We start from the raw sequence: 17,444 nt of genomic DNA on the forward strand, positions 1-17,444 counted from the left end.
CCCGTCGCCCCGCGCGGCGGGCGCTTTATTATTGTGGATGAAAAAGGCCCTTGCCCAGCCCGGTGGTGGTTGCTTATCATGAAATTACGCCACTGCTTCGCCTCGCGCGCCATTGAACGCGTTTTCCCACAAAAACACGCCACATTCGCGGAGGAAGGCATGCCCGACCAAGAGGCCGCTCCCGCCGAACAAAACAAAAAACGCTGGCGTGGCCGGACGCTGACCGTGGGCCTGTTGGTGGCCCTGGGCGTGGTGTTGGGCTTTCCGCTGTTCAGCCTGACTTACTACACCATGGCTCGCACCTCCACGCCCCAGTTCTGCGCCAGTTGTCACGAGATCCAGCCGGCCTATTTCGACTGGCAGACCTCCAGTCACGTGGTCAACGACAAGGGCTTCGTGGCCGACTGCATGGACTGTCACCTGCCCGCGCCCCACGACACCATCAATTTCTTCTACGTCAAGACCGCCCACGGCATCCGCGACGTGCTGCTGCATTTCGTGGGCGGCCCCTACGACCGCCAGGCCATGCGTCAGCAGGCCTGGGCCACCATCGAAAACGACCAATGCCTGAAGTGCCACCGCAATCTGCTCTACATGCCTTACCAGCGTGGGGCCATGTTGGCCCATCGCGCGGTGATCTACCCCAGGCCCGGCTACGAAAAACGCTGCACGGATTGCCACCGCAATTTTGTGCACAGGCCGCGCGGCCTTTATGCCTATGACCAAAAGATGTAATGATGGGAAGGAGTTGGTTGGCATGAAAAGACTCTTGGCCTGGACGGTCGCCCTGCTGGCGGCCGCGGTGCTGGGCGGGGCGGCCCTGGCGGCAAACGAGAGCCCCAACATGCCCAAACAAAAAGAGTTTCGCATCGAACGCGGCCTGAGCCCCCAGGCCCTGGCCTGCATCGAGTGCCACAAGGCCGAAAACCCCGGCATTTTTGCCGACTGGGCCCACAGCCGCCACGCCAGCGCTGGCATCACCTGCCTGGACTGTCACCAGGCCGATGAGCACGACCCCGACGTGGCCAGCGGGCACTTCAAGCAATACGAGCGCGCCGACAGCCCCTGGGGCAAGTCGGAATATCGCGTGGCCATCGCCGCGGCGGTGACGCCCAAGGATTGCAGCCGCTGCCATCCCGACGAGGCCAAGCAATACGCCCAGAGCAAGCACGCCAACACCATGGAGATCATCTGGAAGATCGACCCCTGGCTGAATCAGGGCCAGAACAGCGACTTCGAGCGGGCCAACGGCTGCTTCCATTGCCATGGCACGGTGTTGGCCATCAAGGACGGCAAGCTTGACCCCCTGACCTGGCCCAACGTGGGCGTGGGCCGCGTCAACCTGGACGGCAGCAAGGGCTCTTGCGCGGCCTGCCACACGCGCCATCGTTTCTCGGTGGCCGAGGCCCGCAAGCCCGAAACCTGCGGCCAGTGCCACCTGGGCCCCGATCACCCGCAGATGGAGATTTGGGAAGAATCCAAGCATGGGGCCATCTACAACGGCGCGGGCACGACCTGGAACTGGGACGCCGCGCCGGGCACCTGGACGCCGGGCGTGGATTACCGCTCGCCCACCTGCGCGGCCTGCCACATGTCGGGGGCCGGGGCGGTGCTGACCAGCCACGACGTCACCGAGCGCCTAAGCTGGGAGTTGCAAGCCCCGCTGACCATCCGCCCGCAGGATTTCAAGGCCTTCCCGGCCAAGAGCGACTGGCAAGACGAGCGCAAGAAGATGCAGCAAATCTGCCTGCAATGCCACGCCCAGCAGTGGGTCGAGAGCCACTACAGCCAGATGGACGGCGCGGTGCTGCTCTATAACGAGACCTATTACAAGCCGGCCCTGGCCAAGCTCGAGGAGCTTTTCGCCAAGAATCTGCTGCCCAAGGACGCCTATTTCCGCTCGCCGCTGTGGACCGAGTTCTACGAGCTGTGGCACCACGAGGGCCGCCGGGCGCGCATGGGCTCGGCGATGATGGCCCCGGACTACGCTTGGTGGCACGGCTTCTACGAGTGCAAGAAGCGCTACGTCGTTTTCATGCATGAGGCCGACGAACTGATCGCCCACAACAAGAAGGCCTACGTGGCCCAGGACTTCCCCGGCGCCGGCGGCAGCACGCAAAAGCCGCCCCAGCTCTTTGGCCCGGAGGCTGGCAAATAGTCTGACAGGCCCTCCTTCCTCCTAGCTGGCCGGCGAACTGGGCGATCCTGGTTCGTCGGCCATTTTTCGTCTAGCGGTCGATCGGCGGCGGCGTTGTTGGGGCTGTTTTTGCGCGGGGGCCATGGTTTAAAATGTTGACAGGAGGAATGGAGAGGCTCAGCATATTTAATAATATTTCCGGTAATTGCTATCGGATTGCCGGAAAGAGGAGATTGGCCATGTCTCAACCGATGAAAATGAGCTGGAAATGCACCAACTGCGGCTACACCATGGAGATTCAACGTCCGCCGGAGAAGTGCCCGTCTTGCAAGCAAAAATGCGAATTCATCGACGTGACCTGTTACACGCCCGACTGCTTTGGCGTGGGCAAGGACGACAGGCTGCGTTAGGAGCGGCGTATCCATCATGAAAAAGGTCGTGCTTTTCGCCTTTAACGGCGAGGTGATGTGTTTCGTGCACGTGTTGCTCAACGCCCTGGACATGGAGGCCAAGGGCTGGGAGGTGGGCGTTGTCATCGAGGGGGCGGCCACCAAGCTTGTCCCCGCGCTGGCCCACGCCGACAACCCCATGCACGGGCTCTATAAAAAGGTCAAGGACGCCGGGCTGATCTGGGCGGCGTGCAAGGCCTGTTCGCAGAAAATGGGCGTGTTGGAGGCCGTGATCGCCGAGGGCCTGCCTCTGGGCGAGGACATGAACGGCCACCCCGGCATGGCGGCCTATCTGGAGCGAGGCTTCGAGTTGATAACCTTCTGAGCGCGCGCGGCGATGCTGGGGTGAACGAATGAATGTGTTGGGGATTTACGGCAGTCCGCGCAAAGGCGGCAACAGCGATCTGCTGCTGGACCAAGCCCTGCAAGGGGCCCGCGAGGCCGGAGCGACGACGGAGGCGGTCTATTGCCGCAAGCTGCGCATCTCGGGCTGTATCGAGTGCGGCGCTTGCGAGGCCACGGGCCAGTGCGTCATCGACGACGGCATGCAAGACGTTTATCCGCTGCTGCGCCAGGCCGACGCCATTATCCTGGCCGAGCCGATTTTTTTCTATGGCGCGCCGGCCCAGACCAAGGCCCTCATCGACCGGGCCCAGGCCGAGTGGTCGCGCCGTTTGCTGGGCAAAAAGACCAAGGAAGAGCGCAAGGTCTATGACGGCGGTCGGGGCTATCTGATCGCCGTTGGCGCGACCCAGGGCAAGAACATGTTCGTCTGCGTGGAGTTGGAGGCCAAGTACTTCTTTGACGCGCTGGACATGAGCTATGAAGGCGGCATGCTGATCCGCGGCGTCGAGGCCAAGGGCGGCATCCTCGAACACCAACAAACCATGCAACAGGCCCATGACCTCGGCCGCGCGATCGCCGGCCAGGCCGGGCGATCGTAAGGAGCTTGCACATGGCGAAAGTGCTGGTCGCTTATGCGACGCGAGCCGGAGAAACCAAGAAAATCGCCGAGTTGATCGCCGAAGGCCTGCGTTTTGGCCTGGCCGAGGTCGAGCTAAAAGACGCCGCGGAGATCAAATCGCCCGAGGCCTTGGGTGGCTATGACGGTTATGTCTTCGGTTCGGCCACCTATCATGGCGAGATGCTGCCCAGCATGAAGCAGCTTTTGTTTTTGGGCGAAAAAGCCGATCTGGCCGGCAAGGTCGGGGCCTCGTTCGGGGCCTATGGTTGGAGCGGCGAGGCGCCGGAGCGCATTTTCGAAACCATGCGCCACATCTTCAAGATGGACATGGTCGGCGACAGCCTGCGCCTGAAGGCCGCCTCCCTGGACGGGGCCGTGCCCATGGCCCAGGGCTATGGCAAGCAGGTGGGGGCCAAGCTGGCCTGATCCGACCACGCGTCGTGTGTTTGGCCCGTCGGGAGCGAATATCCCGGCGGGCCTTTTGTTTGGCGCGCGATAGGCCAGACTGAAGGTCATCAAAGGTCATCCATGGCAAATTACTAAACTATATCGAGTTGTTAAAGAGCATTGCGTAAATAGTTTAGCTACTGAAAAAACTTGACACGGCGCGGATGCTCTGCTACGAAACAGGCATCAATGGCGCTTTAGAAAAAACGCATCGTATCTTCGCTTTGGGCGGCCGGATGGCCCGCCCCGCAATTCGACCACCAGCCATGGCAAAACTCCCGGCCACGAAGGCCCAAGTCCCCGCAGGGGCGTGGTCTTTGGTGGCCGAGTTGTTTTTAGACTCCGGGGGGATTTTGCCTTTGCCGCTATCCCGCTGAAAAACCAACCTGAAATTTGCCGCCCATGATTTCGTCCGGATGCGATTCCGGGCGTGGGCGGCGGGAGGGCGGCGCGCCGTGACGCGGGCCGCCAAGGGGGAAGTACGCATGCGCTGTCACGCAATGCTCAAGGCCGTGGGCAAGGCCTTGATCGCCACCACTCTATTGACCATGGCCTGCGCCACGCCAGCCGCCTGGGCCGCCGACGAGGCGACCGCCGAGGCCAAGGCCGCCGGCGAGGAAAAACAAGTCCACAAACTCGACCAGATCGTGGTCACCGGCCAACAAGCCGGCCAGCAGGTGGAGCTGACGCCGGAGGCCTCCACCATCGTGCTCGACGACTACCTGACCATCGACACGCCGCAAAACATCGGCGACTATATGAAGAACCTGATCATGTTCGATTACCGTGACACCTCCGATCTGGTGCCGGGCTCCGACAGCTTCAACATGCGCGCCTGGGACACCAACCGCTTCACCATGGCCGTCGACGGGGTGGACCTGCGCAAGACCGGCGGCCGCAACGCCAACAACAGCGTGGACTACGCCACCTTGCCGCCGTTTTTGGTCGAAAAGATCGAAGTGTTGCCCGGCCCGCACTGGGCGCTCTATCCGGCCAAGAGCATCGGCGGCGTGGTCAACCTGGTCTCCCGCGCGCCGATGCTCAAGGAAAGCGCCAAGCCCGACGTCAAGTTCAGCGGTTCGTACAAGTCGTACAACACGCAGAACTACAACCTCTCCGGCCAGGGCAGCGCCGACCAGTTCACCTACGACGTGGGCTTCCAATACTATAAAACCGACGGCTATCTGCGCAACAGCGAGGCCGAGATCAGCACGGGCGTGGGCCGCGCGGGCTACGTGATCCCCTCGGGCGGCTACGTCGCCCTGACCGGCTCCTACACCGACAACAAGCGCAACGACCCCGTCAACAACGATCCCAACAGCTCCGACTACGACAGCGATTATCCCACCGTGACCAATTCGGCGCGCAACATGAGCCAGAACCCCACCTGGAACGGCGACAGCAAGCGCCTGCGGTTGGATTATCAACAGCCGTGGGCCATCGGCGATGTCTCGTTGGACGCCTACTATGGCGAGGAATATAAAAACCGCGCCTACTACAACAACGGCAAGCTGAGCGAGCTGTTCACCCGCTGGTATCAGACCGGGGCCAAGCTGCAAGACAAGTTCAGCTTTGCGCCCAATCACGTCACGACCGTGGCCCTGGACGGCCAGCAGGCCTGGGACGGCGGCAAGGACACCGGCGACAAGGACAAGCGCTTGCGCATCCTGGGCATGGCCGCCCAACACGAGTGGACGATCATCCCCCGCCTCAAGCTGACCCTGGGCCTGCGCTACGAGCACGACACCATCTGGGTCAGCAACAGCTACATCACCACCGAGGGCGAGTGGATCGAGCGCAACTTCGACGGCCTGATGCCCAAAAGCTTCCTGACCTACCAGATGGACGACCTGGCCCTGTGGCTGCGCGACACCTCCTTCAGCGTGGGCGTCAGCCGCATCTGGCACGCGCCCGACAGCCACAGCCTCTACAATCCCCAGGGCCGGCCCACCGGCGCCTGGCTGGACCCGGAGCAGGGCGTGGGCCTGGACGCCATCCTGGAGCGCCGCCTGTTCGGCAACGTCCGCGCCAAGCTCGATTACTTCTACTATGCAATCAACGACTACATCGCCTCCAACACCTCCTACGCCAAATACACCCCCAGCAAATCCAACCCGGTCAAGCCCGGCCAGGAGTGCAAGGACTACTTCATCAACCTGGACCAGATGATCACCCAGGGCATCGACCTGGAGTTCAGCGGCAACATCACCGAAAAGCTCTCGTTTTATCTGGGTTACGCCTATCTGGACATGGAAAACCAGGGCGACGAGTTGGCCGGCGTGGACGCGGCCGCCGACCGCGCCAAGCACCGGGTCAAGGCCGGCCTGAGCTACGAGATCATCAAGGGCAGCGCGGTGCTGTTGGACTACCAGTTCCAAGACAAGCAGGTCAACGAATACTCCGAGGAGATCGCCGAGGACGAGTGGATCGTCAGGAAGGTGTCCATCGACGCCTACAGCCTGGTCAACATCGGCTTCCGGCAGAGGCTGTTCCAACAGTGGGGGCCGCTGCACGACGCCACGGCCAGGGTGTTCATCGACAATCTCTTTGACGAGGAATACCAGGACGCCAGGGGCTGGCCGGCCACCGACCGCGTCTATGGCGTTGGCCTGAGCTTCAGCATGTAACGCAAAGCATGGGCGGCCCGCGTCCGCGGCGACGCGGGTCGCTTTTCACCGAGGAAGGAACGAAAATGAACGGCAAGGTTAAACAATTGGCCAGAATGCTCGCCTTGGCGGCGGCCCTGTGCCTGAGCGTCGCCGGGCTGGCCCTGGCCGCCGGGCAGGGCAGTTATCAACTGGTGGGCCTGGGGCCGGGCGCGGCCGATTTGATGACCCCGCGCCAGTTGGCGGCCATCGAGGCGGCCGACATCGTTTTTTGTGACGACAAAACCAAACAGATGCTCGCGGCCAACGTCGACCTGAGCGGCAAGGAGATCATCGGCGGCTACGGCCTGGCTTTCCCCTATTTCGGCAAGGACTGCGCCAAGGTTCCGGCCGAGGCGGGCAAGCGCTGGGGCAAGAGCTGCGAGGAATTCCACAAGCTGCAAGCCGAGTTCGTGGCCATGGTGCAAAAGGCCGTGGCCCAGGGCAAGAAAGTGGTCATGACCAGCGGCGGCGACCCGACCATCTACGGCCCCGGCGTCTGGACGCTGATCGCCCTGAAAGACTTGCAACCCACCGTCGTGCCCGGCCTAAGCGCCCTCAACGCCGGCAACGCCGCCCTCAAGGCCAGCCTGGGCGAGGTGATCATCACCGCGCCCTTTGACAAGCCCGGCCAAAAAGACAACATCGAAAACATGGCCGGCCAACCAAAGGCCACCATGGTCATCTACATGCCCCGCGACATGGATAAGCTCCTGGCCCGCCTGGCCAAGGCCTATCCGGCCGACACGCCCGTGGGCGTGGTCGAAAACGCCGGCGGCGCGGAAAAGCAAAAGGTCGCCCTGGGCACGATCGCCGACATCGGCCGGAAACTGGGCGACATGAAGGCCATGAACTGCCTGGTCTACGTGGGCCAGCCCCTGGCCAAGGCCCAGTTCAACCCGGCCGACACGCCCGGCGCGCAATCCGGCCAGGGCAAGTATTACCTGGTGGGCATGGGCCCCGGCGACGCCGACCTGGCCACGCTGCGGGCGCTGGAGGTGATCAAAAAGGCCGATCTTATTTTTGTGGGCCGGGGCATGAAGGAGCGCTTCGCCAAGGAGTTGGCGGGCAAGAACGTGGTGGAGGGCTACTACCGCCTGTTCCCGTTCTATGGCCAGGATTGCAGCAAGATCCCCGCCGCCGAAAAATCCCGCGAGCGCATGAGCTGCGAGGAGTATCAGCAAAAGCAGGCCGAATTCGCCGCCATGGTCCGCCAGGCCGTGGCCAAGGGCCAGACCGTGGCCATGCTCGACAGCGGCGACCCGCTGATCTACGGCCCCTGCTCGTGGAGCCTCATCGAACTGCGTGACATCCCCACCGAGGCCGTGCCGGGTATGAGCTGCTTCAACGCCGCCAACGCCGCCGTGGGCGCGGGGATCACCGAAGGCAAGTCCAGCCATTCGGTGCTGCTGGCCTCGGGCTGGAGCGTGGAGGAAATGGCCAAGCACCAGGCGGCCATGGTCCTGTTCACCATGCGCACCGAGTTCAAGAAATTCGTCGACGCCCTGCTCAAGTCCTACCCGCCCGAGACGCCGGTGGCCATCGTCTTCAGCGCCGGCTACGCCAAGGAAGAACATGTCCTGCGCGGCGCGCTGGGCGGCGTGCTCCAGCAGGTCGAGGGCCAGAAGCTGCCCTTTGAGCATCTGCTCTACGTGGGCGATTTTCTGACCAACGATAGTCCGTACTAATTTTGTTTGGCTATAGTAAAATTATGTGCTACCCACATAACGGATGGACGAAATGAAAAAATCGCTGATCATGACGGCCCTGTTGGGCGCGAGCCTGCTGCTTTGCGCGCCCCTGGCCCTGGCCCACGACCTGTGGCTCAACCCCGATAACGCCCGGCCCAACGTTGGTGATGCGGTCAAAGTCGACATCGGCTTTGGCCACGGTTACCCGGCCGACCGGGCCGGCGAGCCGCTCAAGGAAGGCATGCAGATCGACGTGACGGCGGTGGGCCCCGACGGCCAGGCCGTGGCCGTGCAAAGCCCGTCGGCCGGCTCGCGCCAGCTCACCGTCGACAAGCCCGGCGCCTACATGGTCCAGGCCCAGACGAAGCCCGGCTTTTTCTGCCGCACCAAGGACGGCATGAGGCGTGGCGACAAAAAGCAAAACCCCGGGGCGACCAAGTGCATGTCGTTCACCATGTGCGCCAACGCGCCCCTGGTGGCCGGCCCCGGCGGCGGGGAATTCGTGATGGCGGCCGATCAGGCCTTGCAGATCCAGCCCTTGGCCGACTTGGCCACCGTGAAAAAGGGCGACGCCCTGCCGGTGCGCGTGCTTTTCGAGGGCAAGCCCCTGGCCGAGGCCAAGGTGGTTGCCACCTACGCCGGCTACAAGCCCCAGCCGCCGGCCGGCGCGGCCGCGCCGCCCAAGGACAATAAGCCCCTGTCGCGCCGCGAGGCCGCCCGCCAGAAGGCCATGCAAAAGACGGCCGTGCACTTCCCGGTGGAGGTCAAAACCGACGCCCAGGGCCAGGCCACGCTCAAGCTGGACCAGGCCGGTTGGTGGCTGGTGCTGGTCGGCCACGCCACGCCCTACGCCGATCCGTCGGTCTGCGACGAAAACATGTACAAGACCAGCTTCACCTTCAACGTGAACTAGCGAAACCGAAAGCGACGTAATCAACATGAGCGACAAGTGCAATGGCCTGGAAAGGGCGCTGCGTCCGCTGGACGCGGTGATGATCGTGGTGGGCAACGTGGTTGGCGTGGGTATTTTCACCACCACCGGTTTTATCGCCGGGGACATTGCCGATGCTTGGTTGATCATGGCCGTCTGGCTGCTGGGCGGGGCGTTGACCCTTTTGGGAGCCCTTTCCTACGGCGAATTGGGCGCGGCGTTCCCCCGGGCCGGCGGCGATTACGTCTATCTGCGCGAGGCCTACGGCCCCTTGGCCGGCTTTCTGGTGGGCTGGGTGGGCTTTTTCATCATCAACCCCGGCTCCATCGCCGCCCTGGCCCTGGGCTTGGCGGAGTATCTGCTACCGCTGGCGGCGGGGCCGGCAGAATATCCGGTGGCCAAAAAAGTCGTGGCCCTGGCGGTGATCGTGCTGTTTTCGGCGCTGAACTATTTCAGCGTGCGCTGGGCCTGCCGGGTGCAAAACGCGGTCAGCGGCCTGGGACTGCTTACGATCATCGTGGTGGCGGCGGCCGGCTTCATCTGGGGCCGGGGCGACTGGGCCAACTTCGACTTCCACGGGCCCAGCGCCTCGCTGGCCGATCTGTTCGGGCCGGCCATGGTCTCGGTGTTTTTCACCTACAGCGGTTGGTTTGTCTCGGCCTACGTGGCCGGAGAGCTGAAGGAGCCACAAAAATCATTGCCCATATCGCTGATCATCAGCAGCCTTTTGGTCATGGCGCTTTATGTGCTGATGAACGCCCTCTACATCTACGCCTTGCCGGTGCCCGGCATGGCCGGCGTGGTCGATATCGCTCGCCAGGCCTGCCTGGCCCTGTTCGGCGGGCCTTGGGCGGCCAACCTGGTCTCGCTGATGATCATCGTGGCCATTCTGGGCAGCCTCAATTCGGTGGTGCTGACTGCGCCGCGCATCTACTACGCCATGGCCAGCGACGAAGTTTTCCCCGCTCGCCTGGCCAGGGTGCATCCCCGCTTCAGGACACCCCATTGGGCCATCGGCGCGCAGACGGTTTTGTCATGCCTGCTGGTGCTGGTGGGCAATTTTTATCAGCTTTTGTCCTACACCGTTTTTTTCATGCTGCTGACCTCGACGGCCACGGCCTTGGGCGTGTTCGTGCTGCGCCGGCGCAAGCCGGATCTGACCCGGCCCTATAAGGTCTGGGGCTATCCTTACACCACGTTGGCCTTTGTGGCCGCCTACGCCTGGATCGCCGCGCGCATCTTTTGGCACAACCCCTGGGACGCGGCCATGGGCCTGTTGATCACCCTTTCGGGCGTGCCGTTTTATCTGTGGTGGAGCCGTCGCGACGTGGAGAGTCAGGAAACGGCCATGGGCCTGGAGGCCGAGCGGGGCCAGGAAAGCCGGCCCTGAGCGGGCTGGGGGAGGCGCGGCGGCGCGGCGGCGATGAGCGCCTCGCCGCCGGCCGTGACCTGGCTGGCGGCTTGTGGCGCAAACGGCGTGGCTTACGGACGGGCGGCCTTTGGCAGCAATTCGGCGGGAAAGGCGCCTTCGGCGATCTCGTGCAGCCACCACCACCAGGCCTCCTTGGGCGGCTGATCGCGCTCGCGGATGGAGGCAACACTGTCAACGCGCCAAAACTCGGCAACCTTGTCGGCGGCGTCAATCAGCACGGCGTCGGATGCGGCCACCAGGGCGCGCTCCTCGGCGGTCAATTCATCCCAAACATCGGCGATTCCTTGGCGAAAATAGGCCATACGACTTACCGTTTCCGGCACGATCAGGCCATCATCAAGCTCAGGCAACAAGCAGCTAGTGTAGACATCCACTTCTCGCATGTGTCCACCTCACTGGCCGAGGGCGCGGTTTACGGCCGGGCGGCCTTTGGCAGCAATTCGGCGGGAAAGGCGCCTTCGGCGATCTCGTGCAGCCACCACCACCAGACCTCCTTGGGCGGCTGGTATTTTTCGCGGTTGCGCTTGATGTCGTCTGTGCGCCAGTACACGGCCACCATATCGGCCGCCGCGATCAGCGCCAGATCGGCCTGGGCCACCAGGGCGCGCTCCTCGGCGGTCAACACATGCCAGACTTCGTGCAGTTCTTGGCGGCGATAGGCCCGGCGGCTGATCGTCTCCGGGGCCAACATGGTCTCGTCCAGCTCCGGCAATAGGCCGTCGGCGTAATCAACCACATCTTGTCTCATTTTGCCCATCTCATCTGGTCGCCGGGCTGGTGGCGGCGCGTGGCGAGGCGTCGCATTGCCCCGCCGCGCGCGTCAGCCGGATCAGATCAGCAGGCTGCCCAGGGCCTGCGAGCGCACCTGGCGCAGATAGGCCACCACCAGCGCGGTGAACACGCCCTCGATGGCCGCCACCGGCAGATGGGCCACCAGCAGGGCCTGGGCCGTGGAGATGAAGCTGTCGCCGCTGAGGTAGAGCGACAGGGCGGTCATGGCCGCGGTGAGCATCACCGACAGGGCCCCGGCCGAAAAGCCCGAAAGCATGCAAACCAGGCGCGAGCCGCCGCGCACCGGCCGGGCCAGCAGATAATGGCAAAATATGGCCGGCAGGGCCACGTTGAGCGTGTTGACGCCCAAAACGGTCAGGCCGCCGAATTGAAACAGGATCGCTTGCAGGGTCAGCGCCACCAGGATGGCCGGGAAAGCCGCCCAGCCCAGCATGATTCCCACCAGGCCGTTGAGCAGCAAATGCACGCTGGATGGCCCCACCGGCACGTGCACCAGGCTGGCCACGAAAAACGCCGCCGCCAACAGCCCCGTGCGCGGCAGGTTTTCCACGTTGATCTTGCGCAGGCCCCAGGCCGTGCCGCCCGCGCTCAGCGCGGCCCCGGCGGCCAGGACCGGCCCCGAAAGCACTCCGTCGGCGATATGCATTTTTGGGCTCCTTTATTTTGGTTCGCCGTGGGCCGATTATTGGGCCGCGGCGTTCGCCTCGTCTTTTGCCTTGGCTTGCCGGCCATCGTCGGCGTCGTTTTCCCGCCAGCCGCCGCCCAGGGCCTTGTAGAGGGCCACCATGTCGGTGGCCGCGCCGCCGGCGCTCTGGGCCAGGGAGTCCTGGGCCGAATAAAGCGAGCGCTGGGCCTCCAGGACGCTGAGAAAATCGCCGTGACCTTGGGTGTAAAGCTCCAGCGAGAGGGCCACGGCCTTTTGGTTGGCCTGCACGGCCTGGGCGAGCAGGGCGCGGCGCTGGACCTCCTTGCCGGAGACGATGAGGGCGTCCTCGACCTCCCGCATGGCCGTCAACACTGTCTGACGATAGGCTATCACCGCCTGTTCTTCCAGCATTTTCTGCACCTCGATTTGCGCCTTGGTGCGGCCCGAGCCGAACAGATTCCAACTGACCGACGGCCCGAACGACCAGATCAGGTTGGCCGGCGTGAACCACGAGGCGGCTTGGCTGGCCGAATAACCGCTGGAGCCGATGATGTTGATTTTGGGAAACAGCTCGGCGGTGGCCACGCCGATGTTGGCCGTGGCCACGTGGATTTCGGCCTCGGCGCGGCGGATGTCGGGCCGGCGGCGCAGCAGATCGGCGGGCAGACCCAAGGGCGGGGTCGGCGGGGTCAGGGGCGCGGGCGCGGCGGCCGAAAGCTCGGCGACCAGGGCCGCCGGCGGCTGGCCCAGGAGGATGGCGATGTTGTGCATGGTCTGGCGGGCGGTGGCCTCCAGAGCGGGGATCTGGGCGGCGGTGGAGGCGACCTGGGCCTGGGCCTGGGCCGATTCCAGGCCATTGGCAAAGCCGGCCTGATAGCGCTTGATGGTGATCTGGGCGGTGCGCTGTTGGGCGGCCAGGTTGTTTTGGGCCACGTCGATGCGCTGTTGGGTGGTGCGCAGGGCCAGGTAGTTGCTGGCCACCTCGGCGGTGAGTGTCACCAGCACGTCGCGGCGGTCCTCGACGTTGGCGCGGATCTGGGCGTCGGCCGACTCCAGGCCGCGCCGCGCGCCGCCAAAGATGTCCAGCTCCCAGCTGGCGTCGAAGCCGGCCACGTATTGGTCGCCGATGTTCGAGCCGGCGTATTGACCGCCGCTGGATGTGCGGGATTGCCCGCGGCTGTAGGAGCCAGACGCGTCCAGGCTGGGGCCAAGGGCGGCCAAGGACACGCCGCGTTGGGCCATGGCCTGGCGCACCCTGGCTTCGGCCAGCTTGAGATCCGGGTTGGCGGCCACGGCTCGTTGGATCAGCGACTCCAGCAGCGGGTCGTCGAAGGCTCGCCACCACGCGGTCAAGTCCACGTTCTGGTCGCTTTGGGGCTTGGCGGCCTGTTCGGCCGACCACTTGGCCGGCGTTTCGACCTGGGGCGGCTGGAAATCCGGCCCCACGGCGCAACCGGCCAACAGGCCCAGGCACAGGCCCAGGGCCGCGGCCGACAGGGTCCGTCGGCCGCGCGGCGTTGGTTTCGCAAGCTTATTCATAACGCAATGCCTCAATGGGGTCCAGGCGTGACGCTCGCCACGCCGGGTAGAATCCGAAAATCACGCCGATGGCCGCCGAAACCGCCACGGCCAACACGATGGCCTCGATGGATGTCTCCACCGGCCATTTCAGCACCAGCCGCACCAGGCTTGATCCGCCGTGGCCCAGCACAATGCCCAGCGCCCCGCCGGCCAGGCACAACACCACCGCTTCCACCAGAAACTGGCGCAAGATGTCGCTGCCCCGCGCGCCCACGGCCATGCGCAGGCCGATCTCCCGCGTGCGCTCGGTGACCGAGACCAGCATGATGTTCATGATGCCCACCCCGCCCACCACCAGCGAGATCATGGCCACGCTCAAGAGCAGGTTGGCCATGAGGGTGGCGGTGGAGGAGAGGGTGTCGGTCAGTTCGGTCATGTTGCGGATGGTGAAGTCGTCGTCCTGACCGGGGCGGATGCGGTGGCGTTGACGCAGCAGTTGGCTGATCTCGTCGACGGCCGTGTTTATCTCCGCGGCGCTCCAGGCCGAGACCATGATCTCGTCGACGTCGCTGATGCGGCTGGTGATGGGGGTGTTTTGGGCCTGGGTGCTGGATTGCTCTGGGTAGAGGCTGGTCTGTTCACTGGGGTAGTAGCTGCCGGAGGTGCTGTCGCTGTCGCCGCTGCTGGCGCTTTGGTTGGTGCTGCCCAGCTTGGAGCCGGCCACGCGGTATTTGATCGTCGTCCAGGGGGCCACCAGCACGTCGTCCTGGTCCATGCCCATCATGTTGGCCCCCTTGACGCCCAGAACGCCCACGACCTTGAAGGCCACATCCTTGATGCGCACGCTTTTGCCCACCGGCGACTGGCCCTGGAACAGCTCGCGGGCCACGGTCTGACCCAGCACGCACACGCGCCTGGCCCCGGCCACGTCCTGGTCGGTGAACATCTCGCCCTCGGACATGGCCCCCCAGGCGCGGATGACCAGAAACTCCGGCGTGGTGCCGAACATGTTGGAGGGGGCCCAGTTGCGGTTGCCATAGACGACCTGGGTGCGGGCGCGGACCACCGGCGCGCTCAGGCGCACGCTTTCGCATTCGCGCTTGATGGCCTCGGCGTCCTTGGGCGTGAGTGTGGTGCCGCTGGCCGCGCCGCCGCTGACGCCGTGGGTCTGCAAGGCGCCGGGCCGCACCAGGATCACGTTGGCGCCCATGGTGGCGATGCTTTTTTGCAGGGCGGTGGACGAACCCTGGCCGATCTCCATCATGGCGATGACCGCTCCCACGCCGATGACGATGCCCAGGGTGGTGAGCATGGCCCGCATGGGGTTGCGGCCCAGGGCCTTGAGGGCCATGCGCGATGCGCCGATGAGCTTCATGACGCCTCGCCCTCCGCGCCGTCGGCGACGATGACGCCGTCGCTGATGGCGATGGTGCGCTTGGCGTGACGGGCCACCTCGGCGTCGTGAGTCACCAGGATGATGGTGATGCCGTCTTCTTCGTTGAGTTTGGCAAACATTTGCAGCACTTCCTGGCTGGTTTTGGAGTCCAGGTTGCCGGTGGGCTCGTCGGCCAGGAGCAGCTCGGGCCGATTGATCAGGGCCCGGGCGATGGCCACCCGCTGCTGTTGGCCGCCCGAGAGCTGATTGGGCTCGTGGTGCATGCGTTGAGCCAGGCCCACGCGTTCGAGCATCTCGGCGGCCCGTTTGCGGGCCTGGCGGTCGCCGGGCTGGTCGGCGGCGTAGGCCAGGGGCATGGCGACGTTTTCCAGGGCGCTGGTGCGCGGCAGCAGGCTGAAGTTCTGGAAGACGAAGCCGATTTTCCGGTTGCGCAGCCTGGCCCGCTGATCGGCCGAAAAGCCGGCCACGTCGCGGCCGTCGAGCAGATACTGGCCCGCGCTGGGCCGGTCCAGACAACCCATGATGTTCATCAGCGTGCTCTTGCCCGAGCCAGAAGCGCCCATCAAGGCCACCAACTCACCCTGGGCCACGCCCAGGGAGACGCCCTTGAGCACCGGAACCTGGACTTCGCCTAGGTTATAAGTCTTTGTAATTTCGCGCAATTCTATCAGTTGCACAGGATATGCTCCTTGGCGCGACCGGCGCTTAGTGGGGCGGGCCGCCGCCGCCGGGCCGGCGGGGCATCTTGGGCGTGAAGGGGCTGGCCGCGCCGTCGGACTGGCTGGCCGCAGCGCTTTGCGTCCGCGCGCCTTGGCTGCCGCCGCCGACGATTACGCTCATGCCCTCGCTCAGGTCCGGGCCGCTGATCGCCGTGTGCGTGCCGTCGCTGACGCCCACTTTCACCTTCAGCGGCCGGGCGTAAGCGCCATCGGGAACCCAGATCACGCCGCGTTTGCCCTGGCCGCCGGCGTGAGCGCCGGGCTGGTCTTGCTTTTGCGGCTCGCGAAAGTCCGGCGAGATCGACTCGTCGGCCGGCGTGAAGCGCAACGCCGCGTTGGGCGCCAGCAGCGCGCCGTCCTGACGCTGTTTTTCGAACAACACATTGGCCGTCAGGTAGGGCAAGAGCTTGCCGTCGGAGTTGTCGGTCTGCACCTCCACGGTGTAGCTGACCACGTTTTGGGTCATGGAGGCGTTGAGTCGCAGCTTGCCGACCTGGCCGCTGAAATCGTGGCCGGGGAAGGCGTCGACGGTGAAGCTGACCTTTTGGCCGGGGTGGATGCTGCCGATGTCGGCCTCGTTGACGGCCACCCACAGCTCCATCTTGGTCAAGTCCTTGGCGATCAGAAACAGGCTGGGGGCGCTCATGCTGGAGTTGACGGTCTGGCCGATGTCCACGCGGCGGTCGATGATCACCCCCTTGACCGGCGAGGTGATGGTGCAATAATCCAGGTTGCGCTGGGCCCGCCACAGGGCGGCCTCGGCCTGGGCCAGGCTGGCCTTGGCCTGGAGGATGGCCGCCTCGCCCACGGTCACGTTGGCCTTGGCCGCCTCGAAGGCTGATTGATACGAATCAAAGCTGGCCTGGGAGATGGCCTCCGACGGCCCCAGTTTGCGGGCCCGTTGCCAGTCGCGCTCGGCCTGGCGGAACTTGGCCTTGAGTTGCTCCAGGTCGGCGCGGGCGCTCTGCAGGCTGGCCTTGGATGCGGCGACCTGGGCCTGGGCCTCGGTGACCGAGGCCTGATAAAGGGCGTCGTCGATCTTGGCCAGAACCATGCCGGCCTCCACCGGCGAAGAATAATCGATGGGCTTGCCGTTGGCGTCGACGCCAAAGGAGATGATCTTGCCGCCGACCTGGGCGCCCACGTCGATGACGTCCTCGGGCTCCAGGGTGCCGGTGGCCTCGATGGTCGAAACCAAGTCGCCTTTGGTCACTCGGGCCGTGCGGAACGGGGCGGCGGCCTGGTCGTCCGGGCTGAAGGCCCACAACGCGCCCAGCAAGGCGGCCACGCCGCCCGCCGTCGCGCCAATGATTTTTGTTAACCGTTTCATGAGATACCTTGTTTCCGGTTGGCGATAAACGGTTGTCCGCGTTCGTTGGCTGGCTGAAGGCAAAGCAATCTTCGTGCCACGGTCGACGGTTGCGGGCGGGCGCTTTCAACTGATCCCAGGCCGGCCACGGCGGGGGCGTTGGTGGTTAACCGCTTGCGATAGCTTAAGATAGCCGGCCAAACTTCGCCGCGCCCACGGCTTTTTCACGCCGTCGGTCGCGGGCTGAGTTGGGCGACCTGGCTGTCGCTCGAGGTGGCGTGAAATCTTTGCACAGGGCGCGATAGGCCGGTGCATAAAAAGGTGGCGGCGGCGGGGAAAGACGTGGCCTGATGATTTTGTCGCGT

At 64.6% G+C, this 17,444-nt stretch carries 17 protein-coding genes; 10 read left to right on the forward strand and 7 right to left on the reverse strand.

Translation table 11 applies throughout. The annotated features are described in order from the left end of the window. Positions 1–159 precede the first annotated feature (159 nt). From DEBA_RS08160 to DEBA_RS08200, 10 genes are all read left to right on the forward strand, one after another. Positions 160–735 (forward strand): cytochrome c3 family protein, encoded by a 576-nt coding sequence (locus tag DEBA_RS08160; RefSeq protein WP_013258450.1) that lies wholly within the window; start codon positions 160–162, stop codon positions 733–735. Between the two features lie 22 nt (positions 736–757). Next, complete coding sequence (locus DEBA_RS08165; RefSeq protein WP_013258451.1) at positions 758–2,158, forward strand: multiheme c-type cytochrome; 1,401 nt, start codon at positions 758–760, stop codon at positions 2,156–2,158. 218 nt (positions 2,159–2,376) lie between these two features. Continuing rightward, a complete protein-coding gene (locus DEBA_RS18360) occupies positions 2,377–2,547 on the forward strand; it encodes a rubredoxin-like domain-containing protein (RefSeq protein WP_013258452.1) in 171 nt (56 codons plus the stop codon). Between the two features lie 16 nt (positions 2,548–2,563). Further along, on the forward strand, positions 2,564–2,911 hold the full coding sequence (locus DEBA_RS08170; RefSeq protein ID WP_013258453.1) for a DsrE family protein: 348 nt from the start codon (positions 2,564–2,566) through the stop codon (positions 2,909–2,911). Between the two features lie 28 nt (positions 2,912–2,939). Then, positions 2,940–3,530 (forward strand): flavodoxin family protein, encoded by a 591-nt coding sequence (locus tag DEBA_RS08175; protein ID WP_013258454.1) that lies wholly within the window; start codon positions 2,940–2,942, stop codon positions 3,528–3,530. An 11-nt stretch (positions 3,531–3,541) separates the two neighbouring features. After that, positions 3,542–3,976, forward strand: coding sequence for a flavodoxin domain-containing protein (locus DEBA_RS08180; protein ID WP_013258455.1), 435 nt, complete (start codon positions 3,542–3,544; stop codon positions 3,974–3,976). 506 nt (positions 3,977–4,482) lie between these two features. Then, positions 4,483–6,624, forward strand: coding sequence for a TonB-dependent receptor (locus tag DEBA_RS08185; protein WP_043814069.1), 2,142 nt, complete (start codon positions 4,483–4,485; stop codon positions 6,622–6,624). A gap of 65 nt (positions 6,625–6,689) precedes the next feature. Further along, positions 6,690–8,330 (forward strand): SAM-dependent methyltransferase, encoded by a 1,641-nt coding sequence (locus DEBA_RS08190; protein WP_013258457.1) that lies wholly within the window; start codon positions 6,690–6,692, stop codon positions 8,328–8,330. A 52-nt stretch (positions 8,331–8,382) separates the two neighbouring features. Further along, positions 8,383–9,246 (forward strand): DUF4198 domain-containing protein, encoded by an 864-nt coding sequence (locus DEBA_RS08195; RefSeq protein ID WP_013258458.1) that lies wholly within the window; start codon positions 8,383–8,385, stop codon positions 9,244–9,246. A gap of 25 nt (positions 9,247–9,271) precedes the next feature. Beyond that, positions 9,272–10,654, forward strand: a complete 1,383-nt coding sequence (locus DEBA_RS08200) for an APC family permease (protein WP_013258459.1) — start codon at positions 9,272–9,274, stop codon at positions 10,652–10,654. Positions 10,655–10,746: 92 nt separating this feature from the next. Here the strand turns inward: DEBA_RS08200 and DEBA_RS08205 are convergent, their stop codons facing one another. The 7 genes from DEBA_RS08205 to DEBA_RS08235 form a co-directional block, all read right to left on the reverse strand. Then, on the reverse strand, positions 10,747–11,079 hold the full coding sequence (locus tag DEBA_RS08205) for a glycosyltransferase family protein (protein ID WP_013258460.1): 333 nt from the start codon (positions 11,077–11,079) through the stop codon (positions 10,747–10,749). Between the two features lie 29 nt (positions 11,080–11,108). Further along, complete coding sequence (locus tag DEBA_RS08210; RefSeq protein WP_013258461.1) at positions 11,109–11,444, reverse strand: hypothetical protein; 336 nt, start codon at positions 11,442–11,444, stop codon at positions 11,109–11,111. 81 nt (positions 11,445–11,525) lie between these two features. Continuing rightward, positions 11,526–12,134 carry a cobalt transporter CbiM gene (gene cbiM, locus DEBA_RS08215; RefSeq protein WP_013258462.1) on the reverse strand — a complete coding sequence of 203 codons (609 nt, stop codon included), beginning with the start codon at positions 12,132–12,134 and terminating at the stop codon, positions 11,526–11,528. 36 nt (positions 12,135–12,170) lie between these two features. Further along, a complete protein-coding gene (locus DEBA_RS08220; RefSeq protein ID WP_013258463.1) occupies positions 12,171–13,673 on the reverse strand; it encodes an efflux transporter outer membrane subunit in 1,503 nt (500 codons plus the stop codon). Beyond that, on the reverse strand, positions 13,666–15,030 hold the full coding sequence (locus tag DEBA_RS08225; protein ID WP_013258464.1) for an ABC transporter permease: 1,365 nt from the start codon (positions 15,028–15,030) through the stop codon (positions 13,666–13,668). The genes DEBA_RS08220 and DEBA_RS08225 overlap by 8 nt, the downstream gene beginning before the upstream one ends. Then, entirely contained in the window at positions 15,027–15,728 is a 702-nt protein-coding gene (locus DEBA_RS18365; protein WP_013258465.1) for an ABC transporter ATP-binding protein, read from the reverse strand. The genes DEBA_RS08225 and DEBA_RS18365 overlap by 4 nt, the downstream gene beginning before the upstream one ends. Positions 15,729–15,756: 28 nt before the next feature. Continuing rightward, positions 15,757–17,100, reverse strand: a complete 1,344-nt coding sequence (locus DEBA_RS08235; protein ID WP_013258466.1) for an efflux RND transporter periplasmic adaptor subunit — start codon at positions 17,098–17,100, stop codon at positions 15,757–15,759. Between the last annotated feature and the right edge of the window lie 344 nt (positions 17,101–17,444).

The sequence above is a fragment of the Desulfarculus baarsii DSM 2075 genome (assembly GCF_000143965.1).
Lineage (GTDB): Bacteria > Desulfobacterota > Desulfarculia > Desulfarculales > Desulfarculaceae > Desulfarculus > Desulfarculus baarsii.